This is a genomic window from Streptomyces sp. V1I1, assembly GCF_030817355.1.
Lineage (GTDB): Bacteria > Actinomycetota > Actinomycetes > Streptomycetales > Streptomycetaceae > Streptomyces.
In genome coordinates, this window is record NZ_JAUSZH010000001.1 from 2,201,013 (window position 1) to 2,227,409 (window position 26,397).

A 26,397-nucleotide genomic window follows, 5' to 3' on the forward strand; every position below is an offset into this window, starting at 1 on the left:
CTGATCAGAACCGAGGTGTACGCCATGGTGGCCCCGCCGGACAACGATGTGCTCTGGGCACGTTCCCTGCACCACTCCCACAACGGCTCGCCCGCGCTCGTCGGCGTATCGCTGGGTGTGCGCGAGGGCGAGATCCTCGCCGTGTACGGCCCGCGCGGCAGCGGAAAGACCACGCTGCTGCGGTGCCTGTCCGGCCAACTCGTCGCCGACAAGGGCGAGGTGTGGTTCAACAGCTCCCCCGTGCACACGCTGACCCCGCTGCTGCGCGAGCGGCTCCGGCGCCACCGGTTCGGCTGGATCGACCCCGAGCCGACGCTGGTCCCCGAGCTGACGGCGTGGGAGAACGCGGCCCTGCCGCTGCTGCTGCGCGGCGCGTCGCACCGCAAGGCGAAGGCCGCGGCGATGGAGTGGCTGGAGCGGCTCGACATCGGCGCGTGCGCCCGGCTGCGGCCGCATGCGCTGCTGCAGGCGCAGCGGCAGCGGGTCGCCACGGCGCGGGCGCTGGTCAGCACGCCGCTGGTGCTGTTCGCCGACGAGCCGACGGCGACGCTGCACCGCGCGGACGGGGCGGGGGTGCTGCGTACGTTGATGGCCGCGGCCCGCTCGCACCGGATCACCGTCGTGCTCGCCACGCACGACCCGGAGGTGGCGACGCACGCGGACCGCTCGGTCACGCTCGTGGACGGCCGGCGCGTCAATTCGCTCGGGACCGCCGACGCGGAAGGCCGAGCCGAGTGCTCGCTCTCCGTCTAGCCCGCGGTACGCACCCTCTCGTCCTGCTGCGCCGGCTGATGGTGGCGGCGGCGTCGGCGGGTGTGGGCTTCCTGCTGCTGTGCACACTGACGTACGCGCTGTCCCATCCCACCGACTCGGGCACGTCAGGACTCCGGCTGCTCTGGTGCCTGATCCCGCTCGCGGCGACGGTGCACTTCGCGGTGGCGGTGGCGCGTACGGATCCGAGTACGCGGCCCAGGCCGGGCCTCTCGGCGGTCGGCCTGGGGCCCGCCAGGCTCACCGCGCTGGCCGCTGTCTCCACTGCCGTCTCGGGCACGCTCGGCAGCATGCTCGCGCTGCTCATCTTCCTTCATCTGCGGGGCGATCTGACGGGGCTGCCGTTCGACGGGGCGACGGCCGAGCTGCTGGCCGCGGACCAGCCGCTGCCGCTGGCGGCAGCGCTGACGCTTCTCGCGCTGGTGCCGCTGCTGGCCTCGGTCGCCGCGGCACTGTCCCTGCGCCCGCGCCGGGTGCCCCCGCCGCCGGACGCGTCGTCCGCCGCGCCGACCGAGCTGCCGTGGGGCGTCGCGCTGATGGCCATTGGCATGGCCGTCGAGACATACGCGAACCGCGGCGGCGCCGGCTCACCGCTCCCCGTCCCGGGCGAGATCGACGGCAACCCGGCCGGCGTCCTCGTCGGCTGGACCCTCACCGCCCTGGGCCTGGCCCTGGCGGGCCCGGGCATCACCCACTTCAGCGGCCGGCTCCTCCAGTCGCTGCGCCCGGGCGCGACCCGGCTACTGGCGGGCCGCATCCTGATGGAGGAATCCCGCCGCATCGGCCGCCCGCTCGGCGTGGTCTGCGCGGTCGCCTCGGCGGCGATCGAGGCCGCCAGGCTGTACGGCGGCACGGCCGAGCAGCCCATCGGCCTCCTGACGGGCCTGGGCACGGCACTGGTGATGACGTGCACGACGGCGACGCTGCTGGTCTCGGCCCTGGAGGCAAGGCAGACCCGCGCCACGAACACGGACTCCCTCCGCAGCATGGGCATCCCCGCGACGGTCCTGCGCAACGCAACCGCCCTGCGTGCGGCGACACTTCTGGCGGTCTTCGCCCCCCTGACGTGGGGGGTGACGGCCCTGGCAGCGGTCCCGTTCTCAAGCTGAGCGCGGGGTGAGCGGCAGCCGGCTTACGCCGCCCCCGGGGGAAAGACCCGCCCCGCGCCGCCCCACCCGCAGGGCCTATCGTGGCCGCATGGTGCATGGACACGGACCGCAAGCCCACAGCCACGACCGCGAGATCGAGACCCTCGAGGAGTTCGACCACGTCGTCGCCCACGGCTCACTCGTCGGGCACCGCGTCCAGTCCGTCGATCTGACAGACCGCACCTTCGCCCTGGTCTCCGCCGACACCACCGGCGCGGTCTTCCTCGGCTGCCCCATGCAGCCAGACGCCGCCGCCAAGGTCAGGGCCGACGGCGCGCTCGTCTTTCCGCCCGTCCCCGATCTGCCCTTTGACCCGTACCGCGGGCTCCTGTACTCCCCCGACGAGCTCTTCGAAGGCCTCGCCGCCGGCGGCTACGAAGCCACCCCCGACGCCCTCGCCTACGACTGGTTCCAGCGGACCAAGGCCGACGGCGACATCTTCGCCTCGATGCTCCGGTCGATCCACGACGACGCGATCTCCGACGCCCTGGACGAACTCCTCGTCGGCGCCCGCGTCGTGGGCGTGATGGGCGGCCACGCGATGGCCCGCGGCACCGACGCGTACGCCGGCGCCGCCCGCCTCGGCCGGGCCCTCGCGAGGGCCGGGTTCACCGTCGCCACTGGCGGCGGACCCGGTGCGATGGAGGCCGCGAACCTCGGTGCGTACGCCGCCCCGCACCCCGACGAGATGCTCGACGAGGCGCTCGAACTCCTCTCCAAGGCCCCCTCCTACATCCCCTCGATCTCCGACTGGGCGGGCGCCGCCTTCGAGGTGCGGGACCGCTGGCCCGGCGGTGGTGACTCCGTCGGCATCCCCACCTGGTTCTACGGCCACGAGCCGCCGAACGCCTTCGCGGGCCACATCGGCAAGTATTTCGCCAACGCCACCCGCGAGGACGGCCTCCTCGCCCGCTCCAACGCCGGTGTGATCTTCCTGCCCGGCGCCGCCGGCACGGTCCAGGAGATTTTCGACAGCGCGACCCCGAACTACTACGAGTCCCGCGGCGAGCCGACCCCCATGGTCCTCGTCAACCGCACGCACTGGACGGAGCGGCTCCCCACCTGGCCGCTGCTCCAGTCCCTTGCGGCGGGCCGCTCGATGGAGTCCCGTATCGCGCTCGTCGACTCGGTCGACGAGGCGCCCGACGCGCTGCGCCGCCTCACCGGCCTCGGTTAACGAGCGGCACGAAAGCAGAAGCAACTTCCGGCCCCAAACTCACGTCTGGCAGTTGGACTGACCCCACGTGAACGGAGCCTCTGGTGCTGATCGGCCTACTGACCGCTGTCGCGGCCTCGATCTGTTACGGCACGGGGTCGGTGCTGCAAGCCGTGGGATCCCGCAAGGCCGCCCGCCGCGAGGCGGCCGCGTCGGGTGTCACCCAGCACGGCGGGCCGAGCCTGTCCTCCACCGCGCAGGCCGCGATGACCTGGGAGTTCATCGTCGGCACGATCCTGGACTTCGTCGGCTTCGGCCTGGGCGCACTGGCCGCCCGCCTGCTCCCGCTGTTCCTCTCGCAGACCGTGATCAGCGCGAATCTGGTGATCACGGCGGTGCTGAGCGTGAAGCTGCTGGGCATCAAGCTGAACCGCGCCGAGTGGACCTCGATCGCCGTCGTCTGCTCGGCCCTGGTGCTGCTGGCCACGGCCGCGGGCCCGGAGGGCAGCGGCCACACCCCGATCGCGACCCACTGGTGGCTGCTGGCGATCTCGCTGCTGCTGATGGTCGGCGGCACCGTCGTCGTACGCCTCCTCGGCGCGCGCGCCGCGATCCTGGCGGGTCTGCTGTCCGGCCTCGGCTTCGGCGCGCTGGGCGTCGGCGTACGCGTCCTGAACGGCATCGACCCCTTCGACCTGGGCGCCCTGCTCTCAGACCCGGCGCTGTACGCGATCCTGGTGGCCGGGATCGGCGGCATGTATCTGCACACCGTCGCCCTGCAGATCGGCTCGGTGAACGGCGCGACGGCGGCGCTGGTCGTGGGCGAGACCGTGCTGCCGGGCATGATCGGCGTGCTGTGGCTGGGCGACTCGTCCCGCCCCGGCTTCGCCTGGATGGCGATTCTCGGCTTCGTACTGGCGGTGGCGGGAGCGGTCGCGGTGGCCTGGTTCGGCGCGCCCGAGGCCCATGGCACGGAGCCGCAGCCGGCGGACTCGCACCCCGATGAGCTGGTCTCCGTCCCCTAGCCGCCCGTCCATCACCCGGCGGGTGATCGACACTTCCCGCAGCGAGCAGCAAGTAGCTCACCCTGCCGGGTCCAGCACCACCACATCGGCCGCGGCGAAGACGACCCCCACCTCGGCCCCTTCCTCCGGCGCGTCCCGCAGCGAGCACTCCGCCTCCAGCGGCGGCCCGTCACAGGGCCGCAGCTGTACGGCGACGTGGTTGCCCCGGAACGTACGCCCCTCGACCGTGCAGGGCAGCCCCTCCGAGGCGTCGGCCAGCCGCACCCCGGCGGGCCGGACCAGCACCTTGCACTCGCCCTGCGGCGAACCCCCCGGCACCGGGATCTTGCCCCACACCGTGTCTGCGGCGGCACCGCTCACCGTCGCCGCCACCACATTGTCGAAGCCGAGGAAGCGGGCCACGAACTCGGACGCGGGCCGCTCCCAGACCTCCAGCGGCGTTCCCGCCTGGGCGATCCGTCCGTCCCGCATGACGACGACGCGATCGGCGAGCGCGAAGGCCTCGCCCTGGTCGTGGGTGACGGCGAGCACGGTGGTGCCCAACCGCCCGAAAAGCCCGCGCAGTTCGACGACGAGACGCTCCCGCAGCCCGCGGTCCAGCTGGCCGAGCGGCTCGTCCAGCATCAGCAGCCGGGGCTCCGGCGCGAGCGCGCGGGCCAGCGCCACCCGCTGCTGCTCCCCGCCGGACAGCGAGGCAACGGCCCGGCGCTGCGCGGCAGGCAGCCCGACGAGCTCCAGCAACTCGTCGACGCGGCGGGCCTGTTCGGCCCGGCCGCTGCCGTGCATCCGCAGCCCGAAGGCGACGTTGCCGCCAACGTCGCGCTGCGGGAAGAGCTGGTGGTCCTGGAACATCAGGCCCACACCGCGCCGGTGCACCGGCACCCCGGCCTGGTCCGCGCCGGACAGCAGCACCCGCCCGGCGTCGGCGGTCTGCAGCCCGGCGACGATCCGCAGCAGCGTTGACTTACCGCTGCCGCTCGGCCCCAGCACGCAGACGATCTCGTGCTCGGCGACCTCCAGATCCACCGAGTCGAGCGCCGTCCGCGCCCCGAACCGCACGGTCACGCCCTCAAGCCGCAGCAACGCCATCAGAACTCTCCGGAGGTCTTGTCGGTACGGATGCGTTCGAGGAGCAGTAGCGCCGCCGCGCACACCACCATCAAGATCGTGCTCAGCGCCATCGCCTGCCCGTAGTTGAGCTCACCGGGCCGGCCGAGAAGGCGCGCCACGGCCACCGGCAGCGTCGGGTTGTCGGGCCTGGCGATGAAGACGGTCGCCCCGAACTCGCCGAGCGACACGGCGAATGCGAACCCCGCGGCGATCAGCAGCGCCCGCCGCACCAACGGCAGATCCACCTCCCGCCACACACGCAGCGGGGACGCGCCGAGCACCGCCGCGGCCTCGCGCAGTCGTTCGTCCACCGCTCGCAGTACCGGCAGCATGATGCGTACGACGAAGGGCACGCCGACCAGCGCTTGGGCGAGGGGCACCAGAATCCACGACCCGCGCAGATCGAGCGGCGGCTTGTCGAGGGTGATGAGGAACCCGAAGCCGACGGTCACCGCGGAGACGCCGAGCGGCAGCATCAGCAGCGCGTCGAAGCCGCGCACCAGCCGGCCGGCCTTCCGGGTGAGCGCGGCCGCGGCGAGACCGCCGACGGCGAGCGCGATGGCGGTCGCGACCAATGCGTAACTCAAGGAGTTCCACACGGCGTCGATGGGCGGCACGAGGAACGCCCCACCGCTCGCATCGCTGGAGGCGAGCGCCCGGTAGTAGCCGAAGCCATAGCCTCCGGGACCGTCGAAGGAGCGCTCGACCAGGACGCCGAGCGGGGCCAGGACCAGCAGCAGGATCGTGGCGAGCACCGCGCCGAGCAGCGCCCACTGTCCCGCGCCACGCGGTCGGCGCGCGGTCTGCGCCGGGTCCACCAGCTTCAGCGCGGTCTCCCGCCGCCGTACCGTCCGCGCGTGCACGGCGAGGATCGCGCCGACCGCGGCGAACTGCAGCAGCGTGAGCACCGCCGCCGTGGGCAGATCCAGCAGTTGAGCCGTCTGACGGTAGATCTCCACCTCAAGTGTGGAGAAGGCCGGCCCGCCGAGGATCAGTACGACGCCGAAGGAGGTGAAGGTGAACAGAAAGACCATCAGGGCGGCCGCTGCCACGGCGGGCGCGAGCGCGGGCAGCGTCACCCGCCGCCAGGCCGCGAACCGCCCGGCGCCCAGGACTCGCGCGGCCTCCTCCTGACGCGGGTCGAGTTGCGACCACAGGCCGCCCACGGTCCGTACGACCACCGCGTAGTTGAAGAAGACATGGGCGAGCAGGATCGCCCAGACGGTCGTGTCGAATCTGACGCCCCACAGCTCGTCGAGCAGTCCGCCGCGACCCAGCAGCGCCAGGAACGCCGTCCCTACGACGACGGTCGGCAGCACGAACGGAACGGTGACCACCGCCCGCAGCAGCCGCTTCCCGGGAAAGTCGAGGCGGGCGAAGACGTACGCACCGGGCAACGCGATCAGCAGGGTGAGCGTTGTGGAGGCGAGCGCCTGCCAGACGGTGAACCACAGCACCTGCTGAATGTCGGAGCGGCCCAGCACCTCGCCGATCCGCCCGAACTGCCATACCCCGTCGATCTCCAGACCGCGGCCGACGATCGCGACGACGGGATAGGCGAAGAAGACCGCGAAGAACGCGACGGGCCCGGCCATCAGCCCGAGCCGCGCCGCATTCCCGCGGACGGACCTGCTTACTTCAGCACGAGCGAGGACCACGACTGGACCCACTGCTCACGGTTCTTGGCGATCTTGTCAGGTGCGACGGTCTCCGGCTTGTCGACGACCGCGCCGAACTTGGTGAACAGCTCGGGCAGCTTCGCGTCCTTGACCACCGGGTTCACGAACATGTTGAGCGGCATGTCCTCCTGGAACTTCTTGGAGACCAGGAAGTCCAGCAGGGCCTTGCCGCCCGCCTCGTTCTTCGCGCCGTCGAGAAGACCCGCGAACTCCGTCTGACGGAAGCAGGTTCCGGTCGCGACGCCGGTGGGCGCCTCGGTCGGCTGCGGCTTGGCGAAGAGCACCTCCGCGGGCGGGCTGGAGGCGTACGAGACGACCAGCGGCCGGTCCGCCTTGGCCTTCTTACCACCGGCCGAACCGGAGAACTCCTCGTTGTACGCCTGCTCCCAGCCGTCGACGACCTTGACGCCGTTGGCCTTCAGCTTCTTCCAGTAGTCCTGCCAGCCTTCGTCGCCGTACCTGCCGACGCTGCCGAGGAGGAAGCCGAGACCGGGCGACGAGGTCGCGACATTCTCGGTGACGAGGAGGTTCTTGTACTCGGGCTTGATCAGGTCGTCGAAGGACTGCGGGGGCGCGAGCTTCTTGTCGGCGAAGTACTTCTTGTCGTAGTTGACGCAGATGTCGCCGGTGTCGACGGGCGTGACACGGTGCTTGTCCTTGTCGAGCTGCGCCTCGTCGGACACCTGGCCGAGGCCCTTGGCGGCGTACGGCGTGAACAGGTCGTTGTCGAGCGCCCGCGAAAGCAGGGTGTTGTCGACGCCGAAGAAGACATCGCCCTGCGGGGAGCCCTTGGTGAGGATCTCCTTGTTGAGGGCCGCGCCCGCGTCACCGCTTTTGAGCACCTTGACCGTGTAGCCGGTCTCCTGGGTGAACTCCTTCAGCACGGCCGGGGAGGCGGCGAAGGAGTCATGGCTGACGAGCGTCACGGTCTTGGACTTCGAGCCGCCGGTGGAGGAGTCCTCGGACTCCCCGCCGCAGGCCGCGAGGGTCGAGATGCCGAGAGCGGCGGCGACGGCGGTAACCGTCAACTTCTTGGTGGTGCTCACTGAAATTCCTCCTGGAGTGACCAGGAAGAGACGCGGCCCTGCTCACAATGTGAGCAGGGCGCAACAGCTTGAGTGGTGACCGAACTTCCTACCCAGAATGACCTGGGCAAGGTTCAGAGGGTCTGCGACCGCTGTGCTTGTTCATAGCGGTGGTCGCACTCTCAGCGCTGTGGCGCTCCCCTGTCGGAATATGTAAATGTCCGAGCCAAGATTACCGCTCGGAGGCCGCGAGCTGTCCGCACGCTCCGTCGATCTCCTGGCCACGGGTGTCGCGGACGGTGACGGGCACGCCATGGGCCGCGATGGCCTCCACGAACGCCTTCTCGTCCTCCGGGCGGGAGGCCGTCCACTTCGATCCCGGTGTCGGGTTGAGCGGGATCAGGTTCACATGGACCCGCTTGCCCTTGAGGAGGCGGCCCAGCAGATCGCCCCGCCATGCCTGGTCGTTGATGTCCCTGATCAGTGCGTACTCGATGGAGATGCGGCGGCCGGACTTCTCCGCGTACTCCCAGGCGGCGTCCAGCACCTCCCGTACCTTCCAGCGGGTGTTGACCGGGACCAGGGTGTCGCGCAGCTCGTCGTCCGGCGCGTGCAGCGAGACGGCCAGACGGCACTTGAAGCCCTCGTCGGCGAAGCGCAGCATCGCGGGAACCAGGCCGACGGTCGACACGGTGATGCCGCGCTGCGAGAGCCCGAGCCCGTCCGGCTCGGGGTCGGTGAGGCGGCGGATGGAGCCGACGACCCGCTTGTAGTTGGCGAGCGGCTCGCCCATACCCATGAAGACGATGTTGGACAGCCGCGCGGGCCCTCCCGGAACCTCGCCGTCACGCAGGGCGCGCATGCCGTCGACGATCTGGTGCACGATCTCGGCGGTCGACAGATTGCGGTCGAGCCCGGCCTGCCCGGTGGCACAGAAGGGACAGTTCATCCCGCAGCCGGCCTGGGACGAGATGCACATCGTCACCCGGTCCGGGTAGCGCATCAGGACGGATTCGACGAGCGTGCCGTCGTGCAGCCGCCACAGCGTCTTGCGGGTGGTGTCGTCGTCGCACGAGATGTGCCGGACGACCGACATCAGATCGGGCAGCAGCTCGGACGCGAGCTTCTCTCGCGCGGCGGCGGGGATGTCGGTCCACTGGGTGGGGTCGTGAGCGTACCGCGCGAAGTAGTGCTGCGAGAGTTGCTTGGCGCGGAACGGCTTCTCGCCGATCGCGGCGACGGCGTCCTTGCGCTCGGCGGGCGTGAGGTCGGCGAGGTGCCGCGGGGGCTTCTTGGCTCCGCGGGGCGCGACGAAAGTGAGTTCTCCGGGCTTGGGCATGGTGGTACCAGTGTCGCAGAGATACGAAGAAGGCCCGCCGCCTGTGGACAACGAGCCCCTCACGTATAAAAGCGCAGGTCAAATGGGTCAGCCGGACCCGACGAAGATCACCATCAGCAGCCACACCACCGGAGCCGTGGGCAACAGCGAATCCAGCCGGTCCATGATGCCGCCATGACCGGGCAGCAGCGTGCCCATGTCCTTGATGCCCAGGTCCCTCTTGATCATCGACTCGCCCAGATCGCCGAGCGTGGCGCTGACCGCGACCGCGAAGCCCAGCAGCAGACCCTGCCACCAGGTGCCGTCGTCGATGAGGAACTGCATGCACAGCGCACCCGCGCCCATCGCGAACGCCACCGCGCCGCCGAGGCCCTCGCGGGTCTTCCCCGGGCTGATGCGCGGCGCGAGCTTGTGCTTGCCGAAGCGCCAGCCGACGGCGTACGCACCCGTGTCGCTGACCACGGTCAGCACCAGGAAGGTGAGCACCCGCCACGGGCCGTCGTCCGCGGCGAGCATCAACGCGACGAAAGTTGCCAGGAAAGGAACGTAGAAAGCTGCGAAAACGCCCGCCGTGACGTCCTTCAGATAGCCCTCGGGAGGCTCCGTCATCCGCCAGACCAGCACCGCGAGCGCCGTGAGCGCCATGGCGACCCAGGCGCCCTCGGCGCCGCGCACATAACCGGCCACGACCATCGCCGCGGCGCCCACCGCGAGCGGCACCAGCGGGGCCTTGATCTGCTTCCGCTCCTCCAGCCGCGAAGTGAGTTCCCACAGCCCGACCACGACGGCGACCGCGATCACGCCGACGAACACGGCCTTGACGATGAAGAGCGACGCGACGATCACAGCACCAAGACCGACGCCGACCCCTATGGCCGCGCGCAGATCACGGCCGGCCCGTTTCTTCTGCGGCGGCTCGGGTGCCGACGGCGGGGTGGGCATGGGCTCCTGCGGAATCTCGTCGCGGAACAGGGGGCCACCCAGCCGAGCGGCCCCCCGGTCGCGGTCGTTGCTGTCGTCGCGGTGATCGCGGTCGTCGCGGTCTTCGGCGTCTCTACCTGCGTCGGGAAAGTCCGGCACGATGGGCATGGGCCGAGTCTGCTGTGCGTCATGCTCATCGTATGCGGGACCCGCCGGGGCAGGCCCCTGGTCGGGCGGTCCCCAGAAACCGGCTCTCGGCGGGGCCCCCCAGGAAGAGTCGTTCATCAGACCTCGAGCAGCTCGGCTTCCTTGTGCTTGAGCAGCTCGTCCACCTGCGAGACGTACTTCGCGGTGGTGTCGTCGAGCTCCTTCTCCCCGCGGCGGCCCTCGTCCTCGCCGACCTCGCCGTCCTTGATCAGCTTGTCGATGGTCTCCTTGGCCTTGCGGCGCACGGAGCGGATCGAGATCTTGGAGTCCTCGGCCTTGGTCTTGGCGACCTTGATGTACTCCTTGCGGCGGTCCTGCGTGAGCTCCGGGAACACCACCCGGATGATATTGCCGTCGTTGCTCGGGTTGACGCCGAGGTCGGAGTCGCGGATCGCCTGCTCGATGTTGCGCAGCGCGCTCTTGTCGAACGGAGTCACCACGGCCATCCGCGCCTCGGGAACCGAGAACGAGGCCAGCTGGTTGATCGGGGTCAACGCACCGTAGTAGTCCGCCACGATCTTGTTGAACATCGCCGGGTGCGCACGTCCGGTGCGGATCGCGGCGAAGTCATCCTTGGCGACCAGGACGGCCTTCTCCATCTTCTCCTCGGCCTCGAGGAGGGTCTCTTCGATCACCACTTGCTCCTGCGTGTCTTGAGTAGGCCCGGCGTCAAACTGGGCCGGCGGAACCCTGTGTCGCGTCTTCCCCTGCACGGTGTCCGACCGGCAGGACTTTGTCTATCCCTCGAGGGGGCGTCCCCCGAGGGACGTCCCCCGTGTCAGGCCCGGGTGCCCTGGTCGCTCACGAGCGTGCCGATCTTCTCACCCTTGACGGCCCGAGCGATATTGCCCTCGGCGAGCAGTTCGAAGACGAGGATCGGAAGAGCGTTGTCGCGGCAGAGCGTGATGGCCGTGGCGTCGGCGACCTTGAGGTTGCGGGAGAGCACCTCGCCGTACTCCAGCGCGTCGAACTTCACCGCGTCGGGGTTGGTCTTGGGGTCGGAGTCGTAGACCCCGTCGACGCCGTTCTTGCCCATCAGCAGGGCCTCGGCGTCGATCTCCAGGGCGCGCTGCGCCGCGGTGGTGTCGGTGGAGAAGTAGGGCATGCCCATACCGGCGCCGAAGATGACGACGCGGCCCTTCTCCAGGTGGCGTACTGCGCGCAGCGGGATGTACGGCTCCGCGACCTGCCCCATGGTGATGGCGGTCTGGACGCGGGAGTCGATGCCCTCCTTCTCCAGGAAGTCCTGGAGGGCGAGGCAGTTCATCACCGTGCCGAGCATGCCCATGTAGTCGGAGCGGGCCCGGTCCATACCGCGCTGCTGGAGCTCGGCCCCGCGGAAGAAGTTGCCGCCACCGATGACGACCGCGATCTGAGCACCGTCGCGGACAACCGCGGCGATCTCGCGCGCCATTGCGTGTACGACGTCGGGGTCTACGCCGAGCCCTCCACCGCCGGCAAAGGCCTCACCGGACAGCTTCAGCATGAAGCGCCCGACCTTCTTGACGTCGTGGTCGCTCTTGTCGTCGGCAGCCTGTTTGGCGTCCGCGCCCTTGTTCATGGAGATCTCCTCGTGCACATACGAAGAAGGCCATTGCCGTGGGTTACTGGTATCCCTGTCGGCAATGGCCTCCTCGTCAGATCTGCGGTCGTCCGGCGCGAGCGCGACCGGCGACTGCGTAAGGAACCCTAGCGGGCTCCCGTGTCGATCGCTTAACGGGTCAGATGCCGACCTTGATGCGCGCGAAGCGCTTCAGCGTGACACCCGCCTCGTCCAGAACCTTCTGGACGGACTTCTTGTTGTCGAGCGCGTACGGCTGGCCCAGGAGGGTGGCCTCCTTGAAGAAGCCGTTGACGCGACCCTCGACGATCTTCGGGAGGGCGGCCTCGGGCTTGCCCTCGGCGCGCGTGGTCTCCTCGGCGACGCGGCGCTCGGCCTCGACGACCTCGGCCGGGACGTCCTCACGGGAGAGGTACTTCGGCGCGAAGGCGGCGATGTGCTGCGCGATGCCCTTGGCGACGTCGGCGTTCTCCTTGTCGAGCTCGACGAGGACGCCGATCTGCGGCGGGAGGTCAGGCATGGTGCGGTGCATGTACGCGGCTACGTACCCACCGGTGAACTGCGCGAAGCGGTCCAGGACGATCTTCTCGCCGAGGTTGGCGTTGGCCTCGTCGACGTACGCCTGGACGGTCTTGCCGGGCTCGATCTCGGAGGCGAGCAGCGCCTCGATGTCGGCCGGGGAGGTCGCGGCGACGTGGGCGGCGAGCGCGCCCGCGACGGCCTGGAACTTGTCGCCCTTGGCGACGAAGTCCGTCTCGCACTTCAGCTCGACGAGGACACCGGAGGTGTTGACGTCCGAGATGAGGGAGACGACGGCGCCGTTCTCGGCGGAGCGGCCCTCGCGCTTGGCGACGCCCTTCTGGCCCTTGATGCGCAGAGCCTCGACGGCCTTGTCGACGTTACCGTCGGCCTCGTCCAGCGCCTTCTTACAGTCCATCATGCCGGCGCCGGTGAGCTCGCGGAGCTTCTTGACGTCAGCGGCGGTGTAGTTCGCCATGTCCTTGAATCTCTCTCGAAAGTCGAAAGTCGAAGATCTACGGGTGAGCGGCGGGGGCCGGTGCTTGTGGCACCGTCCCCCGCCGTCAACTACCGAACCTGAGCGGTCAGGCCTGCTCGGCGTCCGCGGCCGGCTTCTCGGCCTCGGCGGCCGGGGCCTCGGCGGCCGGGGCCTCGGCAGCCGGAGCCTCAGCAGCGGGGGCCTCAGCAGCGGCCTCAGCCGGCTTCTCGGCCTCGGCAGCGGCCGGAGCCTCGGCGTCGTCGGCCTTCTTCTCGCCCTCGAGGAGGTCGCGCTCCCACTCGGCGAGCGGCTCGCCGGCGGCCTTCTCGCCCGGCTTGGAGTCACCGGTGGCGACGCCGGAACGGGCGATGAGGCCCTCGGCGACGGCGTCGGCGATCACGCGGGTGAGCAGGGTGACGGAGCGGATCGCGTCGTCGTTGCCCGGGATCTTGTAGTCGACCTCGTCGGGGTCGCAGTTGGTGTCCAGGATCGCGACGACCGGGATGTGGAGCTTGCGCGCCTCACCGACGGCGATGTGCTCCTTCTTGGTGTCGACGATCCAGACGGCGCTGGGCACCTTCTGCATCTCGCGGATACCACCGAGGGTCTTCTCCAGCTTGGCCTTCTCGCGGGAGAGGACCAGGAGCTCCTTCTTGGTGAGGCCGGACGCGGCCACATCCTCGAAGTCGATCTGCTCAAGCTCCTTCAGACGCTGAAGGCGCTTGTAGACGGTGGAGAAGTTGGTGAGCATGCCGCCCAGCCAACGCTGGTTGACGTACGGCATACCAACGCGCGTCGCCTGCTCGGCGATGGCCTCCTGGGCCTGCTTCTTGGTGCCGACGAACATGATGGAGCCGCCGTGTGCGACGGTCTCCTTGACGAACTCGTAGGCGCGGTCGATGTACGACAGCGACTGGAGCAGGTCGATGATGTAGATGCCGTTGCGCTCCGTGAAGATGAATCGCTTCATCTTCGGGTTCCAACGACGGGTCTGGTGACCGAAGTGGACGCCGCTTTCCAGCAGCTCCCGCATCGTGACGACGGCCATGGCCGTATCTCCTTGGATTCTCGGTTATGTCCTGACGCCCCGACGCGCCGTGCCACAAGGGACCGAGGAGCGCGGCCACCGACCTGAAGAGGGTGTGGTGGCGGGGCGTGCGAAGTCGACCCGGTGACCCGGATCGCCAGAAGAAGTGTACGGGACCGGCGCGGTGCCGGGTGACGGCGCTGTCCACAACCGGTCAGTACTCCACAGATCGGGACCATGATCCACGCGATTGCGGGGTTCCGCGGGACGGTCTGTGCCATGTACCGCCTCATCCGCAGATTCATCCGCAGACTTCTCGTACCTGTAGTCGCCGTTGTCGTTGCCCTTGTCGTTGCCCTACTCATTGTGGGCGCGTCCCCGGCGTCTGCCCTCGATAGCGACCGGAGCTGGCCGGTGGGTCCGCCGCGGCCCGTGGTGGTACGCGGCTGGGAGCCGCCGGACTCGGCGTACGGGCCGGGGCACCGTGGCGTGGACCTGGCCGCGCCGCCGGGCACCCCGGTGCGGGCGGCGGCGCCCGGCCGGGTCTCCTTCGCGGGCCGGGTGGCGGGCCGCGGCGTCCTCTCCCTCACCCTCACCGGTACGGGTGAACCGCCGTTGCGCACGACGTACGAACCCGTGCGGTCGCTGCTCCCCGAGGGCACGGAGGTGAGCGCCGGCCAGGTGGTGGCGACCGTCGAGCCGGGACCTTCGCACTGTGCGGCGGGCTGTCTGCACTGGGGGCTGCTGCGCGGCGCAGAGTATCTGGATCCGCTGTCCCTGCTGCCGCCCTGGCTGCTGCGCCGATCGCCGTCCCGGCTGCTGCCGCTGTTCGGCGGCCCGCCTCTTGAGGCGACTGTCGCTCCGGTCGCCGCACGGGTGGCCGCGCCTGTTCTCGCGGGGGCGTCCGGGACGGCGCTGCACGCGGCATTGCTGCTGATCATGGCCGCCCTGACGCACCGGGGCCTACGCCGGGCCCGGGAGCCCGGTCGGCCGGGCCCTCCCGGTCCGCGATGGCCTTGCGGGGTCAGCCCTGCACGCCCCGCAGGGCCATCGACACTGCCGCCTCGGCGATCGCCGACGGGTCCTCCGCCGCGCCGATCTCGATGCGGCGCACCGCGGCGTCCACCACGCCCTGCAGCAGCATCGCCGCCAGCCGGGGCTGGTCGTGGCCCAGCTCGCCGAGCGCATCCACGATCATCGCGATCAGCCCGCCGTGCGCGGCACGGATCTTCTCCCGCGCCCCGGCGTCCAGCTCACTCGCGGAGATCGCGACAACGGCCCGGTGGCGCCGGTCGCCGACGAGCTCCAGCTGCTGGCGTACGTACGCCTCGACCTTGCCCTCTGCCGTGCCGGCCTCTTGCATCGCGGCCTCGACCTCGGCCGCCCAGACCGGGAAGTCGACCGCGCAGAGCTCCTCGACGACAGCGGCGCGCGAGCGGAAGTACTCGTAGACGGAGGACCTGGCCAGGCCCGTGCGCTCGGCGAGGGCGGGGAAGGTCAGCGCCTCCGTACCACCCTCGGACAGCAGGGAACGCGCGGCGTCCAGCAGGGCGCCGCGCTGCATGGTCCGGTGCTCGGCCACGGAGGCCGCTCGAATCCTGGGCACGCCTCCACTCTACGGATGAGGCAGGGACGATTCAGCGTCAACGTCCGACGTCGGCCAGCTTCGCCCGCAGCTGGAGCACCGACTTCGTATGGATCTGGCTGACCCTGCTCTCCGTGACGCCGAGGACATTGCCGATCTCGGCGAGGGTGAGGCCCTCGTAGTAGTAGAGGGTGACGACGGTCTTCTCGCGTTCCGGCAGGGTGTTGATGGCACGCGCGAGCAGCCGGCGCAATTCCCGGTCCTCGGCCACCTCGACCGGGTTGTCGGCGGCGGTGTCCTCGAGGGTGTCCATCAGGCTGAGCCGGTCGCCGCCCTCGCCGCCGACGTGCAGCAACTCCTCCAGCGCGACGACGTTGGCCAGCGACAACTGGCTGAAAACCACATGCAGTTCCTCGACCGCGATGCCCATCTCGGCGGCAACCTCGCACTCCGAAGGCGTGCGTCTCAGCTGCGCTTCGAGCGTGGCGTAGGCGCGCTCCACGGCCCTGGCCTTCTGGCGCACGGAGCGCGGGATCCAGTCCAGCGCGCGGAGTTCGTCGATCATCGCGCCGCGGATCCGGGTGATCGCGTATGTCTCGAACTTGATGGACCGTTCGATGTCGAACTTCTCGATGGCGTCAATGAGTCCGAAGACTCCGGAGGAGACGAAGTCCGCCTGTTCGACATTGGGCGGCAGCCCGACGCTCACCCGACCCGCGACGTACTTCACCAGTGGTGAGTAGTGCAGGATCAACTGCTCCCGCAGCCGCTCGTCACCCGTGGCCTTGTACGACCGCCACAACTCGTCGAGCGACGAGGGAGCGGGGGGCCGCACGGTGCCACGGGCAGCGGGTGGCACTGCCGCGCGGTCAGACCCGGAGGTGTGCTGGGGCATGCGTTGCCTTGAGCCGTTCTGCTGTGAGGGGGGAGGGGACGAGCGTCTGGGCCGGAATCGAGGTGAGCGTAGCGTGACTGCGGTGTTGCGGTGGGCGAAGGACGGGGGAACGAACCTGTGCGGGTACCTGCCGTCGCCCATACCTTCGAACCGGTGCCGACGTCGCCGGCCCCTCAGGTGTCGCCGACAGGCCTGCAAAGGTCATCGCCATCACCTTTTCACCCGAATGCTCCAGGTCAAGGACCGCCTCGCCGCGCGTTCGAACCGCCGATCGCGCTGTGCGTCAACTGCCAGCCGTCCCCGTGCCGTTCCACGAAGCCCAGCGAGTGCAGTTCGTACAGCCTGCCGAGCGTCTCGTCGGTCGTCGTCCCGGCGTCGAGGGCCACCTGCTCCCCGCCGACCGCGCCACGGGCCGGAAGGGCCTCAAGAACCCGTGCGCTCATGGGATCCAGCAGATCCCTGGGGAGCACAGGACCACGTCTGTCCGGTGCCAGCTCGCCGATGCCGCCGACCAGCTCGGCCACTTCGTCGGCATCGGTGACCAGCACGCCCTCACCACGCAGGAGTTCGTGCACACCGGCCGAGAGCCCGCTGGTGGCAGGCCCTGGAACTCCCATCGTGAAGCGGCCGAGCTTCTGCGCGCTGCGCGCCGTGGCCAGCGAACCGCTGCGGTACTCGGCCTCGACGACGACGGTGCCCCTGGTCAGCGCTGCGATCACCCGGTTGCGCAGGACGAATCTGCTGGGCGTGGGATGACTGCCCGGCGCCAACTCCCCGATGACCAGCCCCTGTTCCGCGATGCGCCCGATCAATTCGGCATGGCCGCGCGGATAGACGACATCGACACCGCAGGCGAGAACGGCGACGGTGGCCCCGCCCGCGGACAGTGCGCCGCGGTGCGCGGAGCCGTCGACCCCGAACGCCGCCCCCGACACCACGACCCAGCCGCGCTCCGCGAGCCCGGAACCGAGGCTGGCCGCCATGTGTGCCCCGTACGGCGTGCAGGCTCTGGCCCCCACGACGGCGACGGAGCGCAGCGCCCATTTCCGCAGGTCGGCCCCTCCTCGCGTCCAGAGTCCGATGGGTCTGGCGTCCCCGAGGTCGTCGAGCTGGGTGGGCCATTCCTGGTCGCCGGGGCAGATGAAGCGCCCTTTGACCGCGGCGACCGCCGCCAGATCCCGGTCCGGCTCGGCCGCCACTGCCCGTATCCGGTAGCCCGCCAGCCGCCGCGCCGTGGCCCCGGCGAGCGCCGCGTCCTTGTGCTCCGCCGAGGTGAGCCGTGCCACGAGCTCCCTGGCCCCGAACTCGCGCAGCCACCGCCCACCGTGCTCGTCGCCCGGCTCGATCACCCGCGTCAGCGCGGCCCGCGCGATCCGCTCCTGCTCCGCCGTGCCCGCCCCCGATTCGCGCATCAGTGCCCTCCCCCGCCGACCGGCATGGGCGCACCTCGCGAGATCCCGGTGCGCAGCTCCAGTGCCAGGTCCACGTCGTACGCCTGCGGCCGGTCCCGTGCCGCCAGGTCCGCGATCGTCCACGCCACCCGCAGCACCCGGTCGAGTCCGCGCGCGGTGAGCAGGCCCCGCTCCAGGTCCCGCTCGGCCGCGGCCAGTGCCCCGGGCGCGACCAGCCAGCGCGTACGCAGCTCATGGCCCGGCACCTCGCTGTTGGCGCTCCAGGGGGTGTCCCGCAGCCGGGCCGCGGCGCGCTCCCTGGCCTCCCGGACCCGTGCCGCAACGGCCGCCGTCGGCTCGCCCCGGCCGCCCTGGCAGAGCAGATCGCTGCGGTTGACGGGCTCGACCTCTACCCGCAGATCGACCCGGTCGAGCAGCGGCCCGGACAGCCGCGCCTGATACCGCCGGATCACCGATGGTGGGCACTCGCACCCCGCCCCGTGCAGGGTGTGCCGCCCGCAGGGGCAGGGGTTGGCCGCGAGGACCATCAAAAAGCGGGCCGGTAGCCGCACCACCCCCGCGCTGCGCGCCACCACCACGTGCCCCGACTCCAGCGGCTGCCGCAGGGCGTCCAGCGCCTTGCCCGAGAACTCGGGAGTCTCGTCGAGGAACAGCACGCCCCGGTGGGCCAGCGACACCGCTCCGGGCCTCGGCAGCCCGTTGCCCCCGCCGACCAGCGACTGCATCGTCGCCGAGTGGTGGGGCGCGCAGTACGGCGGCGTACGCACCAGGGGCTCCCCCGGCGGCAGGATGCCCGCCACCGAGTGCACCGCCGTGACCTCCAGGGACTCCCGTCTGGTCAGCGGCGGAAGCACCCCGGGCAGCCGTTCCGCCAGCATGGTCTTGCCCGCGCCCGGCGGTCCGTGCAGCAGCAGATGGTGGCCGCCCGCGGCGGCGACCTCCAGAGCCGTGCGTGCCGCGCGCTGCCCGGCGACATCGGCCAGGTCGGGGCCGTCCGCCGGCTCCCTCGCCAGCCCCGTGCCCACCCCCGCGCCGGGCACCATCAGCCCGGCCAGCATGGGGTCCGGGCTGCCCTCCGGGACCGGCTCCTCCTCGGGCACCGGTTCATTGGTCAGTACGGCGATGAGCTGCCGCAGGCTCCGCACACCGAGGACCGAAACTCCCGGCACCAGTGAGGCCTCCCCCGCAGTCTGCTCGGGGACGACCACCTGCCGGTAGCCCGCCTCGGCGGCCGCGAGGACGGCGGGCAGCACCCCGCGCACCGGCCGCACCCGGCCGTCCAGGCCCAGCTCGCCGATCAGCACCAGATCGGCGATGTCCTTGGGGTCGATGCGCTCCGCCGCGCCCAGCACGGCACAGGCCACAGCAAGATCGAACCCGCTTCCGCCCTTCGGCACGGACGCCGGACTGAGCCCCACGGTGAGCTTCTTCTGCGGCCACTCGGCGCCGGAGTTCACCACCGCCGCCCTGACCCGGTCCCGGCTCTCCACCAGGCTCTTGTCCGGTAACCCCACCAGCGTGAACGCGGCCACGCCCGGCTCCAGGTCCGCCTGGACCTCGACCACCACGCCCTCGACGCCCACCAGCGCCACGGAACAGGAACGCGCGAACCCCATCAGGCCACCCCCCGCGCATGCTCGACGAGCGGTGCGCCACGTCTGGGCAGCACCACGCCCACGAGATCGATACGCACCCCGCCGGGCGGCGGTCCGCCGTGCCGCTCCAGCCAGCATTCGGCGAGCTGTCTCAGCCGCTCCGCCTTCGTCGGCGTGACCGCGGCCATCGGATGCTCGTACGGTCCGTACGCACCGGCTCTGCGGGTCTTGACCTCGCAGACAACCACCGCATCGCCGTCCCGGGCGACGATGTCGATCTCACCGGCACGCCCACAGCGCCAGTTCCGTGCCAGCACAGTCATGCCGGCACCGGCCAGCAGCCGCGCCGCCAGATCCTCGCCGTACCGCCCCAGTGCCCCCGTCGCGTTCATATCGGCACCACCTCCGGCACCGACTGTGACGCGTCAGACCACCTCTAGTGGATCTTGGTGGATAACCCATCCGTTGTGGATAACTCAGCCACCCGAGCGTCAGCCGCCGGGAAGCTCGAGATCGCTCTTGTTGAGCTCCTCGATATTCACGTCCTTGAACGTGAGCACGCGTACCTGCTTGACGAACCTGGCCGGTCGGTACATGTCCCAGACCCAGGCATCCGCCATCGATACTTCGAAGAAGACCTCGCCCTGTACGGAGTGCACCTGCATCTCGTAGTCGTTGGTGAGGTAGAAGCGACGCTCGGTCTCGATCACGTATTTGAACAGCCCGACGACGTCTCGGTACTCCCGGTAGAGCTTCAGCTCCATCTCGGTCTCGTACTTCTCGAGGTCCTCGGCGCTCATGGCATGTTCCCCTTCAGCCGTGCGTCCCCCTATTGTGCTCCAGCCCCCTGCGCCCCTAGACGATTTCTGGGGCCAGGACCACCGGCGCACTCGGAGGACCCTCGTCGAACAGCGTGCGCAGCAGCTCGGCGAGCCTGGTCGGATACACCGTCTCACGCGCCGCCGACAGTTCGGCGTAGGTCCACCACCTCAGCCCAGCGACACTGCGTTGCTCAAGCTCCGTCAGTCCGTGCGGGACCGTGACCGTCTGTGCGGTACGTGCCAGGAAGTACCACTCGTCCTGGTCCCAGCGCCGTCCGTCGAACGGGAATGAGCAGGTCCGGCGCCACAGCACAGGGCCCAGCTCCACCTCTGTGATCCCGGTCTCCTCGGCCAGCTCGCGCAGCGCGGCCTCCTGTCGGGTCTCGTCGCCCTCCAGGCCGCCGCCCGGTGTGAACCACCAGCGGTCGGCCGGATCCTCGGGCTCGTACCCGTGCATCAGCAGAATGCGGTCCTGCGGATCGAGCAGCACGACCCGTGCGACCTTCCGCAGCTCGCCCTCGGGATCCCGCAGCTCGCCCCCAGGGGCCGGCCCGCCATCACCGTCCCGCAGCTCCCTCTCGTGGTCCCCGCCCTCGCGGCCCTCAGCCGACACCGGAGGCCGCCGTTCCGCGCCCCGAGCCCCCGCGTCCGCCGCCACCGGCGCCCGCGGCCCCGTGCCCCTTCCTCGAAAACCGTCGCGCGATCGGACCGTACATCGCACCGCCCACGATCAACAGGGCCCCGACCGCCACCGACCCGACCACCAGCTTCACCGGGCCCAGCTGCGACACTCCGCCCGGCAGCGCCGCGAAGCCCTGCGGCCGGTCCAGCAGACCGCCGTCCAGCGGCCATGCCACGGCGTCCAGCCGCGCCGTCACCGCCGAGCGCGGCACCGACCCCTGCCCCGGGTCCTGGAGGTGTACGCGGGAGTCCAGCGAGCCTCTGCGCTCGTCGCCCAGCAGGAACAGCTGCCCCTTGGGGACCGTGGCCGTGAAGCGGTCCGGCGAAGCGAGCCCCTTGTTGGGCAGATACGGTTCCTCAACCGCCGTGCCGTTGACCGTCAGCTTGCCGCCGTCGCCACAGCAGGCGATCTTGTCGCCGCCTACGCCGACCACCCGCTTCACCATCGGCATATCGCCCCACTGCGCATCGCGGAACACCACGATGTCGCCGCGTCGCACCTGGTCGCCGTCTATCCGCTGTGCCAGTACCCGGTCACCCGCCATCACGGTCGGGGACATCGAGTCGGTCGGCACTGTGTACGGCTGGTAGACCACGGCTCCCCAGATGAACCCCCCGAGGAAGAGCACACAGCCGACGGCCACGGCCAGGCCCGACAATGCGCTGCCGAGCCGGCGGCGGCCGTCGTCCGTACGTACTGTTCCGCTCATCCCAGCGCTCCCACCTCGGAGATTCGGTCCCCGAGAGCCATCCTCGGAGATCGGCGATCTGGGACGGCACCCTACCCGGCGGTATGCCCCGCGGTCAGCCTCCTGCGGCGCCACAGCGCGAAGGGCAGAACGCCGAGGACGGGACCGGCCGACATGGCAGCGGCAGCGGTGTTGATCCCGGGCTGGTCGAAGGTGCCGGGCACCGGCAGCGTCGACCAGCGGTTCAGCGGCCAGGCCACCACGACAGCACGTCCGACGACCTTGTCGACCGGTACGAAGCCGTTGTTCACGTCTTCCATGTGGTAGCGGGAGTCCCTGGAGTTCTGGCGGTGGTCGCCCATCACCCAGATCCGGTCCTTGGGCACCTTGAACGGGCCGAAGGGCTGGTCGTCGCAGGGGGTGTCGCCGGGGTAGATGTACGGCTCGTCGAGCGCCTTCCCGTTGACCTTGACCGGGCCGCCCTTCTTGCACTCCACCGTGTCGCCGGCGATCGCGATCGTCCGCTTGATGAGGTCCTTTTCCTCGGACGACGGCATCAGGCCGATGAAGCTGAGGAAGTTCTGCACAGGGTTCGGCTCGGGGGTGGGCTCACCCTCCAGCCAGCCGCCCGGGTCGTGGAAGACGACGACCTCACCGCGCTCGGGCTCCGAGCCGAACCACGGGGTGAGTTTGTCGACCAGCACCCGGTCGCCGCGCTGCAGGGTGTTCTGCATCGAGTCGGAGGGGATCGAGAAGGCCTGCACCAGGAACGTCTTGATGAGGAGCGCGAGAAGCAGCGCGATACCGATCAGGAGCGGCAGTTCCTTCCAGAAGGATCGCTGCTTCTTCTGTCCCGTACCACTGTCCTCGGAGGATCCGCTCTCGGCGTCCACCGTTCCCGCCGTCCCCGGCGTCCGAGCCGCCGATTCGTCCGTCACAGCCGCGGGCGGCTCGGCGAGCTTCCCCGGCCCTTCCTCCGGCTCATCGTGTCCGGATCGTGCGCCGACGGCCACATCCCCCACGTCCACTCCTCACTCCGTGCGAACCGCCTGCCCCGAAGTCGGAGCAAGCCCACCACTCCCATAACGAGCGGGAGTTCCGCAGGGCTCGGGAGCAGGATCATCCCGTTCAGATCCTGAGGTGACACCCTATTCGACGGGGAGAGCGCCGAGGTCGACCCGGCACGCGCGTTCGGGACGGATGCGTATGTCTCCGGCTCTTCCAGTTTTCGCCAGTGGCTGACCGGCCAGGCGATGACGACCGCTCGCCCGACGACCTCGTCCTCCGAGACGGTGCCCCGGTCCTTCTCGTCGAGGTGGAAGCGCGAGTCCGCCGAGTTGGCCCGGTGGTCGCCCATCACGAAGATCCGCCCGGCCGGCACCTCGACCTCGAACTTGAGCGTTGAGGGAACGTTTCCGGGGTTCAGATACGGCTCGATGAGCGGTACGCCGTTGACGGTCACCCGCCCGTCCTTGTCGCAGCACTTGACGGTGTCCCCGCCGACCGCGACCACCCGCTTGATCAGGTCCTGCTCGTCGTCGGATGGCAGCAGCCCAATGAAGGTCAGGCCTTGCTTGACCTGTTTGACGACGATCGGGTCGTCCTTCTTGGGGGTCTGCTCCTGCTGGAGCCAGCCGCCTGGATCCTTGAAGACGACGACATCCCCGCGCTGCGGCTTGGAGCCGAACCACGGGGTGAACTTGTCCACCAGTACCCGGTCCTGGATCCGTATGGTCTGCTCCATCGAGCCCGACGGGATCACGAAGGCCTGCACCAGGAACGTCTTCAGGACCAGCGCGATCATCAGCGCCACGGTGATCAGGAGGGGTATCTCCTTCACGGCCGACCGGCGGCGCTTGCGCTTCACCTTCTGCGCAAGCCTGCGCCGCTCCGCCCGGCCGGGCAGCGTCCTGGCGCCGTCCGTCGGCCGGGTCCCGGTCGGCAGCCGGGTGTCGGCCCGGTGACTCGCACGACGCCCGCGGTTACCCATGGGCGCCGCCCGGCATTCGTTCCGCCTCCGGAACGCTCACGAAGACGTCGGCCCCCTCCAGCGAGGTCCAGCGCCCGATCGGCCAGCCGATCCAGTCAGCCCGTCCGATCACCCTCTCGACGGGCACCATCCCGCCTCCGGGTTCCCCGAGATGGTCGCGGGAGTCACGCGAGTGGCTCCGGTGGTCTCCCATGACCCACAGAGTGCCCTGCGGAACGACGATGTCGAAGGGGACCTCGGACGGGACGTCGTCGGGATGGAGATATCTCTCGTCGACCGGTACGCCGTTCACCTCGACCCTGCCCCCCTTGTCGCAGCAGACCACTCTGTCACCGCCCACACCGACGACCCGCTTGACGAAGTCGGTCTCGGCGGGTTCGGCCAGCCCCAGCGCCGCGAGCGCACCGCGCGAAAGGGCGCTGACCGGGTTCTCCTCCAGGCCCTCCTGTACGAAGGATCCTGTGCCGTCGAAGACGACGACGTCCCCCCGCTGGGGCCCGGAACCGAAACGGTACGCCAGCTTGTTCACTAGCACCCGGTCGCCGACCTGAAGGGTGGGCTCCATGGAGCTGCTGGGGATCTGAAAAGGCTGCACCACAAAGTGACTGAACAGCAGCACGACGACGGTGCAGAGGACGCCGAGCAGCCCGGCCCTGCGCCAGGACATCCCGGAGAGACGTTTTCCCAGCGATTCGGAGGGGCTCGATGAACGCACAGAACGCGACCCCTCTCCCTCTTCCCCGGCTTCGGGGGCGGAAGAGCGGTCGCGCTCCGTGTGCTTCGCTTCGGTGTCCATCGGGGCCAGAGCCTATCCGGCCGCCCTGTGAACCCGGCGTCAGTGTGAGCCGAAGCTCAGGCGCGAGAGGCGAGCCGAAGCTCAGTTGTCGCGCTTCTCCTTGATCTTGGCGGCCTTGCCGCGCAGGTCGCGGAGGTAGTACAGCTTCGCGCGACGGACGTCACCGCGGGTGACGAGCTCGATCTTCTCGAAGATCGGGCTGTGCACCGGGAAGGTGCGCTCGACGCCGACGGAGAAGGAGACCTTACGGACCGTGAAGGACTCGCTGACGCCCGAGCCCTGGCGGCGGATGACAACGCCCTTGAACTGCTGGATACGCGAGCGGTTGCCCTCGATGACGCGAACGTGGACGTTCACGGTGTCGCCGGGACGGAAGGCGGGGACGTCGCTGCGCAGCGACGCGGAGTTGACGGAGTCGAGCAGGCTGGCCATGTAGGTCTGCTTCCTCGCCGATGCCACAGGTCATCAGCGGAATGATCGAGATGAGAGTCAGAGTGCCGTCCACGTCGAGCGGGCGTCGTTCCCCCTGTGGCAGGGGCGCCCACTGGACGTACAGCAGCGGCCTATTCTTCCACGGCCTCGGGCCTGCGCCAAAATCGGCCGCCGGGCTCCGGCGCCCAGCCCAGGATGGAGAGCATCTCGCGGTCCTTCTTGTCGAAGGCGGCGGGGTCGCAACGCTCAATCAAGTCGGGCCTGTTGAGGGCCGTACGGCGGATCGCCTCGTCCCGCCGCCAGCGCGCGATCTTCCCGTGGTGCCCGCTGATCAGCACCTCCGGAATGGTGCGTCCGCGCCACTCGGGCGGCTTGGTGTAGGCGGGGCCTTCGAGCAGATTGGCCATCGCGCCGGGCGCGAAGGAGTCGTCCCTGTGCGACTCGGCGTTGCCCAGAACCCCGGGCAGCAGCCGCGCCACGGCCTCGGTGATCACCAGTACGGCCGCCTCGCCGCCGGCCAGGACGTAGTCGCCGATGGACACCTCGTAGACCGGTATCCGGGTGGCGTACTCGTCGATGACCCGGCGGTCGATGCCTTCGTACCGAGCGGGGGTGAAGATCAGCCACGGTCGCTCGGAGAGCTCGACGGCGAGCTCCTGGGTGAAGGGGCGGCCGCTGGGTGTGGGCACGACCATGACCGGGCCGTGCGCGCCCGCCTCGTAGCCGCTCGCCAGCGCGTCGTCGAGGGCGTCGCCCCAGGGATCGGTCTTCATGACCATGCCGGGGCCGCCGCCGTAGGGGGTGTCGTCGACGGTGTTGTGCCGGTCGTACGTCCACTCGCGCAGGTCGTGCACATGGACATCGAGCTGCCCACGCGTGCGTGCCTTGCCGACGAGCGAGACGTTCAGCGGTTCCAGGTACTCGGGGAAGATCGTGACGACGTCGAGCCGCATCACGAATCGTCCTCGGCATCGCGCGACGATGCGATCTCCGCCTCGCTGTCGTCGATGAGCCCGGGCGGCGGGTCGATGACGGCGCGCTGCTTCTCGAGGTCGATCTCGGTCACGATCTCCTCGACGAAGGGGATCATCACCTCGCTGCCGTCGGGCCGCTCGACGATGAACAGGTCCTGCGAGGGCAGATGGTTGATTTCGGTGATCCGGCCGATCTCGGTGCCGTCGGCGAGGACGACATCGAGGTCCATCAGCTGATGGTCGTAGAACTCCTCGGGGTCCTCGGGGAGTTCTGCCGGGTCCACCTCGGCGATCAGCAGGGTGTTGCGCAGGGCTTCGGCGGCGTTGCGGTCCCGGACGCCCTCGAAGCGCAGCAGCAGCCGGCCGCTGTGCACCCGGCCGGTCTCGATGGTCAGCGGTCCGGTGGTGGCCGGGTCGGTGGCCAGTACGGCGCCGGGCGCGAGCCGCAGTTCCGGCTCGTCCGTACGCACCTCGACGGTGACCTCGCCCTTGATGCCGTGGGCGCGGCCGATCCGCGCGACTACCAACTGCACTTAGCACTCTCTCCTGTCGACGACTACG

General features: G+C 70.0%; 26 protein-coding genes, 2 pseudogenes and 1 riboswitch. Of the genes and pseudogenes, 5 read left to right on the forward strand and 23 right to left on the reverse strand.

The annotated features are described in order from the left end of the window. Positions 1-24 precede the first annotated feature (24 nt). The 4 genes from QFZ67_RS10485 to QFZ67_RS10500 all read left to right on the forward strand — a co-directional run bounded on the left by QFZ67_RS10485 (position 25) and on the right by QFZ67_RS10500 (position 4,100). Positions 25-753, forward strand: coding sequence for an ABC transporter ATP-binding protein (locus QFZ67_RS10485; RefSeq protein ID WP_307660826.1), 729 nt, complete (start codon positions 25-27; stop codon positions 751-753). Continuing rightward, entirely contained in the window at positions 735-1,880 is a 1,146-nt protein-coding gene (locus tag QFZ67_RS10490; protein ID WP_307660827.1) for a hypothetical protein, read from the forward strand. The genes QFZ67_RS10485 and QFZ67_RS10490 overlap by 19 nt, the downstream gene beginning before the upstream one ends. An 88-nt stretch (positions 1,881-1,968) precedes the next feature. After that, on the forward strand, positions 1,969-3,096 hold the full coding sequence (locus QFZ67_RS10495) for an LOG family protein (protein ID WP_307660828.1): 1,128 nt from the start codon (positions 1,969-1,971) through the stop codon (positions 3,094-3,096). An 83-nt stretch (positions 3,097-3,179) separates the two neighbouring features. Next, entirely contained in the window at positions 3,180-4,100 is a 921-nt protein-coding gene (locus QFZ67_RS10500; RefSeq protein WP_307660829.1) for a hypothetical protein, read from the forward strand. A gap of 57 nt (positions 4,101-4,157) precedes the next feature. Here the strand turns inward: QFZ67_RS10500 and QFZ67_RS10505 are convergent, their stop codons facing one another. The 9 genes from QFZ67_RS10505 to rpsB all read right to left on the reverse strand — a co-directional run bounded on the left by QFZ67_RS10505 (position 4,158) and on the right by rpsB (position 13,987). Beyond that, positions 4,158-5,189, reverse strand: coding sequence for an ABC transporter ATP-binding protein (locus QFZ67_RS10505; protein ID WP_307660830.1), 1,032 nt, complete (start codon positions 5,187-5,189; stop codon positions 4,158-4,160). Continuing rightward, positions 5,189-6,805 (reverse strand): iron ABC transporter permease, encoded by a 1,617-nt coding sequence (locus tag QFZ67_RS10510; protein WP_307660831.1) that lies wholly within the window; start codon positions 6,803-6,805, stop codon positions 5,189-5,191. Before QFZ67_RS10510 ends, QFZ67_RS10505 begins: the two co-directional genes overlap by 1 nt. 38 nt (positions 6,806-6,843) lie before the next feature. Beyond that, positions 6,844-7,935: a thiamine ABC transporter substrate binding subunit gene (locus QFZ67_RS10515; RefSeq protein ID WP_307660832.1), complete on the reverse strand. Its 1,092-nt coding sequence runs from the start codon at positions 7,933-7,935 to the stop codon at positions 6,844-6,846. A 67-nt stretch (positions 7,936-8,002) separates the two neighbouring features. After that, positions 8,003-8,127, reverse strand: a riboswitch (TPP riboswitch). Positions 8,128-8,146: 19 nt separating this feature from the next. Then, the gene (gene rlmN / locus QFZ67_RS10520) at positions 8,147-9,253 is read right to left on the reverse strand and encodes a 23S rRNA (adenine(2503)-C(2))-methyltransferase RlmN (RefSeq protein WP_307660833.1); all 1,107 of its coding nucleotides are present in this window, start codon (positions 9,251-9,253) and stop codon (positions 8,147-8,149) included. 87 nt (positions 9,254-9,340) lie between these two features. Then, a complete protein-coding gene (locus QFZ67_RS10525; protein WP_307660834.1) occupies positions 9,341-10,459 on the reverse strand; it encodes a phosphatidate cytidylyltransferase in 1,119 nt (372 codons plus the stop codon). Next, a complete protein-coding gene (frr, locus tag QFZ67_RS10530; RefSeq protein ID WP_307660835.1) occupies positions 10,459-11,016 on the reverse strand; it encodes a ribosome recycling factor in 558 nt (185 codons plus the stop codon). The genes QFZ67_RS10525 and frr overlap by 1 nt, the downstream gene beginning before the upstream one ends. A gap of 143 nt (positions 11,017-11,159) precedes the next feature. Next, on the reverse strand, positions 11,160-11,942 hold the full coding sequence (gene pyrH / locus QFZ67_RS10535; RefSeq protein ID WP_307660836.1) for a UMP kinase: 783 nt from the start codon (positions 11,940-11,942) through the stop codon (positions 11,160-11,162). 160 nt (positions 11,943-12,102) lie between these two features. Beyond that, complete coding sequence (gene tsf / locus QFZ67_RS10540; RefSeq protein WP_307660837.1) at positions 12,103-12,939, reverse strand: translation elongation factor Ts; 837 nt, start codon at positions 12,937-12,939, stop codon at positions 12,103-12,105. A 106-nt stretch (positions 12,940-13,045) separates the two neighbouring features. Next, positions 13,046-13,987 (reverse strand): 30S ribosomal protein S2, encoded by a 942-nt coding sequence (gene rpsB / locus QFZ67_RS10545; protein ID WP_307660838.1) that lies wholly within the window; start codon positions 13,985-13,987, stop codon positions 13,046-13,048. A 258-nt stretch (positions 13,988-14,245) separates the two neighbouring features. On the opposite strand from rpsB, the pseudogene QFZ67_RS10550 reads away from it, so the two are divergent. Then, positions 14,246-14,677, forward strand: a pseudogene (locus QFZ67_RS10550) (peptidoglycan DD-metalloendopeptidase family protein); the annotation flags it as partial. 313 nt (positions 14,678-14,990) lie between these two features. Here the strand turns inward: QFZ67_RS10550 and QFZ67_RS10555 are convergent. From QFZ67_RS10555 to rimM, 14 genes and pseudogenes are all read right to left on the reverse strand, one after another. Continuing rightward, a complete protein-coding gene (locus QFZ67_RS10555) occupies positions 14,991-15,548 on the reverse strand; it encodes a TetR/AcrR family transcriptional regulator (protein WP_307665793.1) in 558 nt (185 codons plus the stop codon). A gap of 61 nt (positions 15,549-15,609) precedes the next feature. Further along, positions 15,610-16,446: an RNA polymerase sigma factor WhiG gene (gene whiG / locus QFZ67_RS10560; RefSeq protein WP_307660839.1), complete on the reverse strand. Its 837-nt coding sequence runs from the start codon at positions 16,444-16,446 to the stop codon at positions 15,610-15,612. Between the two features lie 236 nt (positions 16,447-16,682). Continuing rightward, positions 16,683-17,858, reverse strand: a complete 1,176-nt coding sequence (dprA, locus tag QFZ67_RS10565; protein WP_307660840.1) for a DNA-processing protein DprA — start codon at positions 17,856-17,858, stop codon at positions 16,683-16,685. Then, positions 17,858-19,474 carry a YifB family Mg chelatase-like AAA ATPase gene (locus QFZ67_RS10570; protein WP_307660841.1) on the reverse strand — a complete coding sequence of 539 codons (1,617 nt, stop codon included), beginning with the start codon at positions 19,472-19,474 and terminating at the stop codon, positions 17,858-17,860. Before QFZ67_RS10570 ends, dprA begins: the two co-directional genes overlap by 1 nt. Then, a complete protein-coding gene (locus QFZ67_RS10575; RefSeq protein ID WP_307660842.1) occupies positions 19,474-19,845 on the reverse strand; it encodes a YraN family protein in 372 nt (123 codons plus the stop codon). Before QFZ67_RS10575 ends, QFZ67_RS10570 begins: the two co-directional genes overlap by 1 nt. Before the next feature lie 99 nt (positions 19,846-19,944). Further along, the gene (locus QFZ67_RS10580; RefSeq protein WP_003965949.1) at positions 19,945-20,253 is read right to left on the reverse strand and encodes a DUF2469 domain-containing protein; all 309 of its coding nucleotides are present in this window, start codon (positions 20,251-20,253) and stop codon (positions 19,945-19,947) included. A gap of 55 nt (positions 20,254-20,308) precedes the next feature. Next, the gene (locus QFZ67_RS10585; protein WP_307665794.1) at positions 20,309-20,806 is read right to left on the reverse strand and encodes an NUDIX hydrolase; all 498 of its coding nucleotides are present in this window, start codon (positions 20,804-20,806) and stop codon (positions 20,309-20,311) included. Positions 20,807-20,876: 70 nt separating this feature from the next. Further along, positions 20,877-21,665, reverse strand: a complete 789-nt coding sequence (lepB, locus tag QFZ67_RS10590; protein ID WP_307660843.1) for a signal peptidase I — start codon at positions 21,663-21,665, stop codon at positions 20,877-20,879. A 71-nt stretch (positions 21,666-21,736) separates the two neighbouring features. Next, the gene (gene lepB, locus QFZ67_RS10595) at positions 21,737-22,666 is read right to left on the reverse strand and encodes a signal peptidase I (RefSeq protein WP_373429977.1); all 930 of its coding nucleotides are present in this window, start codon (positions 22,664-22,666) and stop codon (positions 21,737-21,739) included. Continuing rightward, positions 22,629-23,634 (reverse strand): annotated as a pseudogene (lepB, locus tag QFZ67_RS10600) (signal peptidase I); the annotation flags it as partial. The gene lepB (QFZ67_RS10595) and the pseudogene lepB (QFZ67_RS10600), both read right to left, overlap by 38 nt. Beyond that, entirely contained in the window at positions 23,627-24,430 is an 804-nt protein-coding gene (gene lepB, locus QFZ67_RS10605; protein ID WP_307660844.1) for a signal peptidase I, read from the reverse strand. The pseudogene lepB (QFZ67_RS10600) and the gene lepB (QFZ67_RS10605), both read right to left, overlap by 8 nt. An 81-nt stretch (positions 24,431-24,511) precedes the next feature. After that, positions 24,512-24,862 (reverse strand): 50S ribosomal protein L19, encoded by a 351-nt coding sequence (gene rplS / locus QFZ67_RS10610; protein WP_307660845.1) that lies wholly within the window; start codon positions 24,860-24,862, stop codon positions 24,512-24,514. Positions 24,863-24,993: 131 nt separating this feature from the next. Next, positions 24,994-25,815, reverse strand: a complete 822-nt coding sequence (trmD, locus tag QFZ67_RS10615; protein WP_307660846.1) for a tRNA (guanosine(37)-N1)-methyltransferase TrmD — start codon at positions 25,813-25,815, stop codon at positions 24,994-24,996. Further along, a complete protein-coding gene (gene rimM, locus QFZ67_RS10620; protein ID WP_307660847.1) occupies positions 25,815-26,369 on the reverse strand; it encodes a ribosome maturation factor RimM in 555 nt (184 codons plus the stop codon). Before rimM ends, trmD begins: the two co-directional genes overlap by 1 nt. Between the last annotated feature and the right edge of the window lie 28 nt (positions 26,370-26,397).

What these genes read in the sequence shown, in the direction of transcription:
- QFZ67_RS10525 (WP_307660834.1), bottom strand. Translation starts at nt 10,459, where the DNA reads ATGAACGACTCTTCCTGGGGGGCCCCGCCGAGAGCCGGTTTCTGGGGA.
- QFZ67_RS10575 (WP_307660842.1), bottom strand. Translation starts at nt 19,845, where the DNA reads ATGAACGCGACGGGGGCACTGGGGCGGTACGGCGAGGATCTGGCGGCG.
- QFZ67_RS10570 (WP_307660841.1), bottom strand. Translation starts at nt 19,474, where the DNA reads ATGGGGTTCGCGCGTTCCTGTTCCGTGGCGCTGGTGGGCGTCGAGGGC.
- QFZ67_RS10495 (WP_307660828.1), top strand. Translation starts at nt 1,969, where the DNA reads ATGGTGCATGGACACGGACCGCAAGCCCACAGCCACGACCGCGAGATC.
- QFZ67_RS10510 (WP_307660831.1), bottom strand. Translation starts at nt 6,805, where the DNA reads ATGGCCGGGCCCGTCGCGTTCTTCGCGGTCTTCTTCGCCTATCCCGTC.
- lepB (WP_307660844.1), bottom strand. Translation starts at nt 24,430, where the DNA reads ATGGACACCGAAGCGAAGCACACGGAGCGCGACCGCTCTTCCGCCCCC.
- dprA (WP_307660840.1), bottom strand. Translation starts at nt 17,858, where the DNA reads ATGCGCGAATCGGGGGCGGGCACGGCGGAGCAGGAGCGGATCGCGCGG.
- rpsB (WP_307660838.1), bottom strand. Translation starts at nt 13,987, where the DNA reads ATGGCCGTCGTCACGATGCGGGAGCTGCTGGAAAGCGGCGTCCACTTC.
- lepB (WP_307660843.1), bottom strand. Translation starts at nt 21,665, where the DNA reads ATGAGCGGAACAGTACGTACGGACGACGGCCGCCGCCGGCTCGGCAGC.
- rplS (WP_307660845.1), bottom strand. Translation starts at nt 24,862, where the DNA reads ATGGCCAGCCTGCTCGACTCCGTCAACTCCGCGTCGCTGCGCAGCGAC.
- tsf (WP_307660837.1), bottom strand. Translation starts at nt 12,939, where the DNA reads ATGGCGAACTACACCGCCGCTGACGTCAAGAAGCTCCGCGAGCTCACC.
- whiG (WP_307660839.1), bottom strand. Translation starts at nt 16,446, where the DNA reads ATGCCCCAGCACACCTCCGGGTCTGACCGCGCGGCAGTGCCACCCGCT.
- QFZ67_RS10580 (WP_003965949.1), bottom strand. Translation starts at nt 20,253, where the DNA reads ATGAGCGCCGAGGACCTCGAGAAGTACGAGACCGAGATGGAGCTGAAG.
- pyrH (WP_307660836.1), bottom strand. Translation starts at nt 11,942, where the DNA reads ATGAACAAGGGCGCGGACGCCAAACAGGCTGCCGACGACAAGAGCGAC.
- QFZ67_RS10485 (WP_307660826.1), top strand. Translation starts at nt 25, where the DNA reads ATGGTGGCCCCGCCGGACAACGATGTGCTCTGGGCACGTTCCCTGCAC.
- rlmN (WP_307660833.1), bottom strand. Translation starts at nt 9,253, where the DNA reads ATGCCCAAGCCCGGAGAACTCACTTTCGTCGCGCCCCGCGGAGCCAAG.
- trmD (WP_307660846.1), bottom strand. Translation starts at nt 25,815, where the DNA reads ATGCGGCTCGACGTCGTCACGATCTTCCCCGAGTACCTGGAACCGCTG.
- QFZ67_RS10505 (WP_307660830.1), bottom strand. Translation starts at nt 5,189, where the DNA reads ATGGCGTTGCTGCGGCTTGAGGGCGTGACCGTGCGGTTCGGGGCGCGG.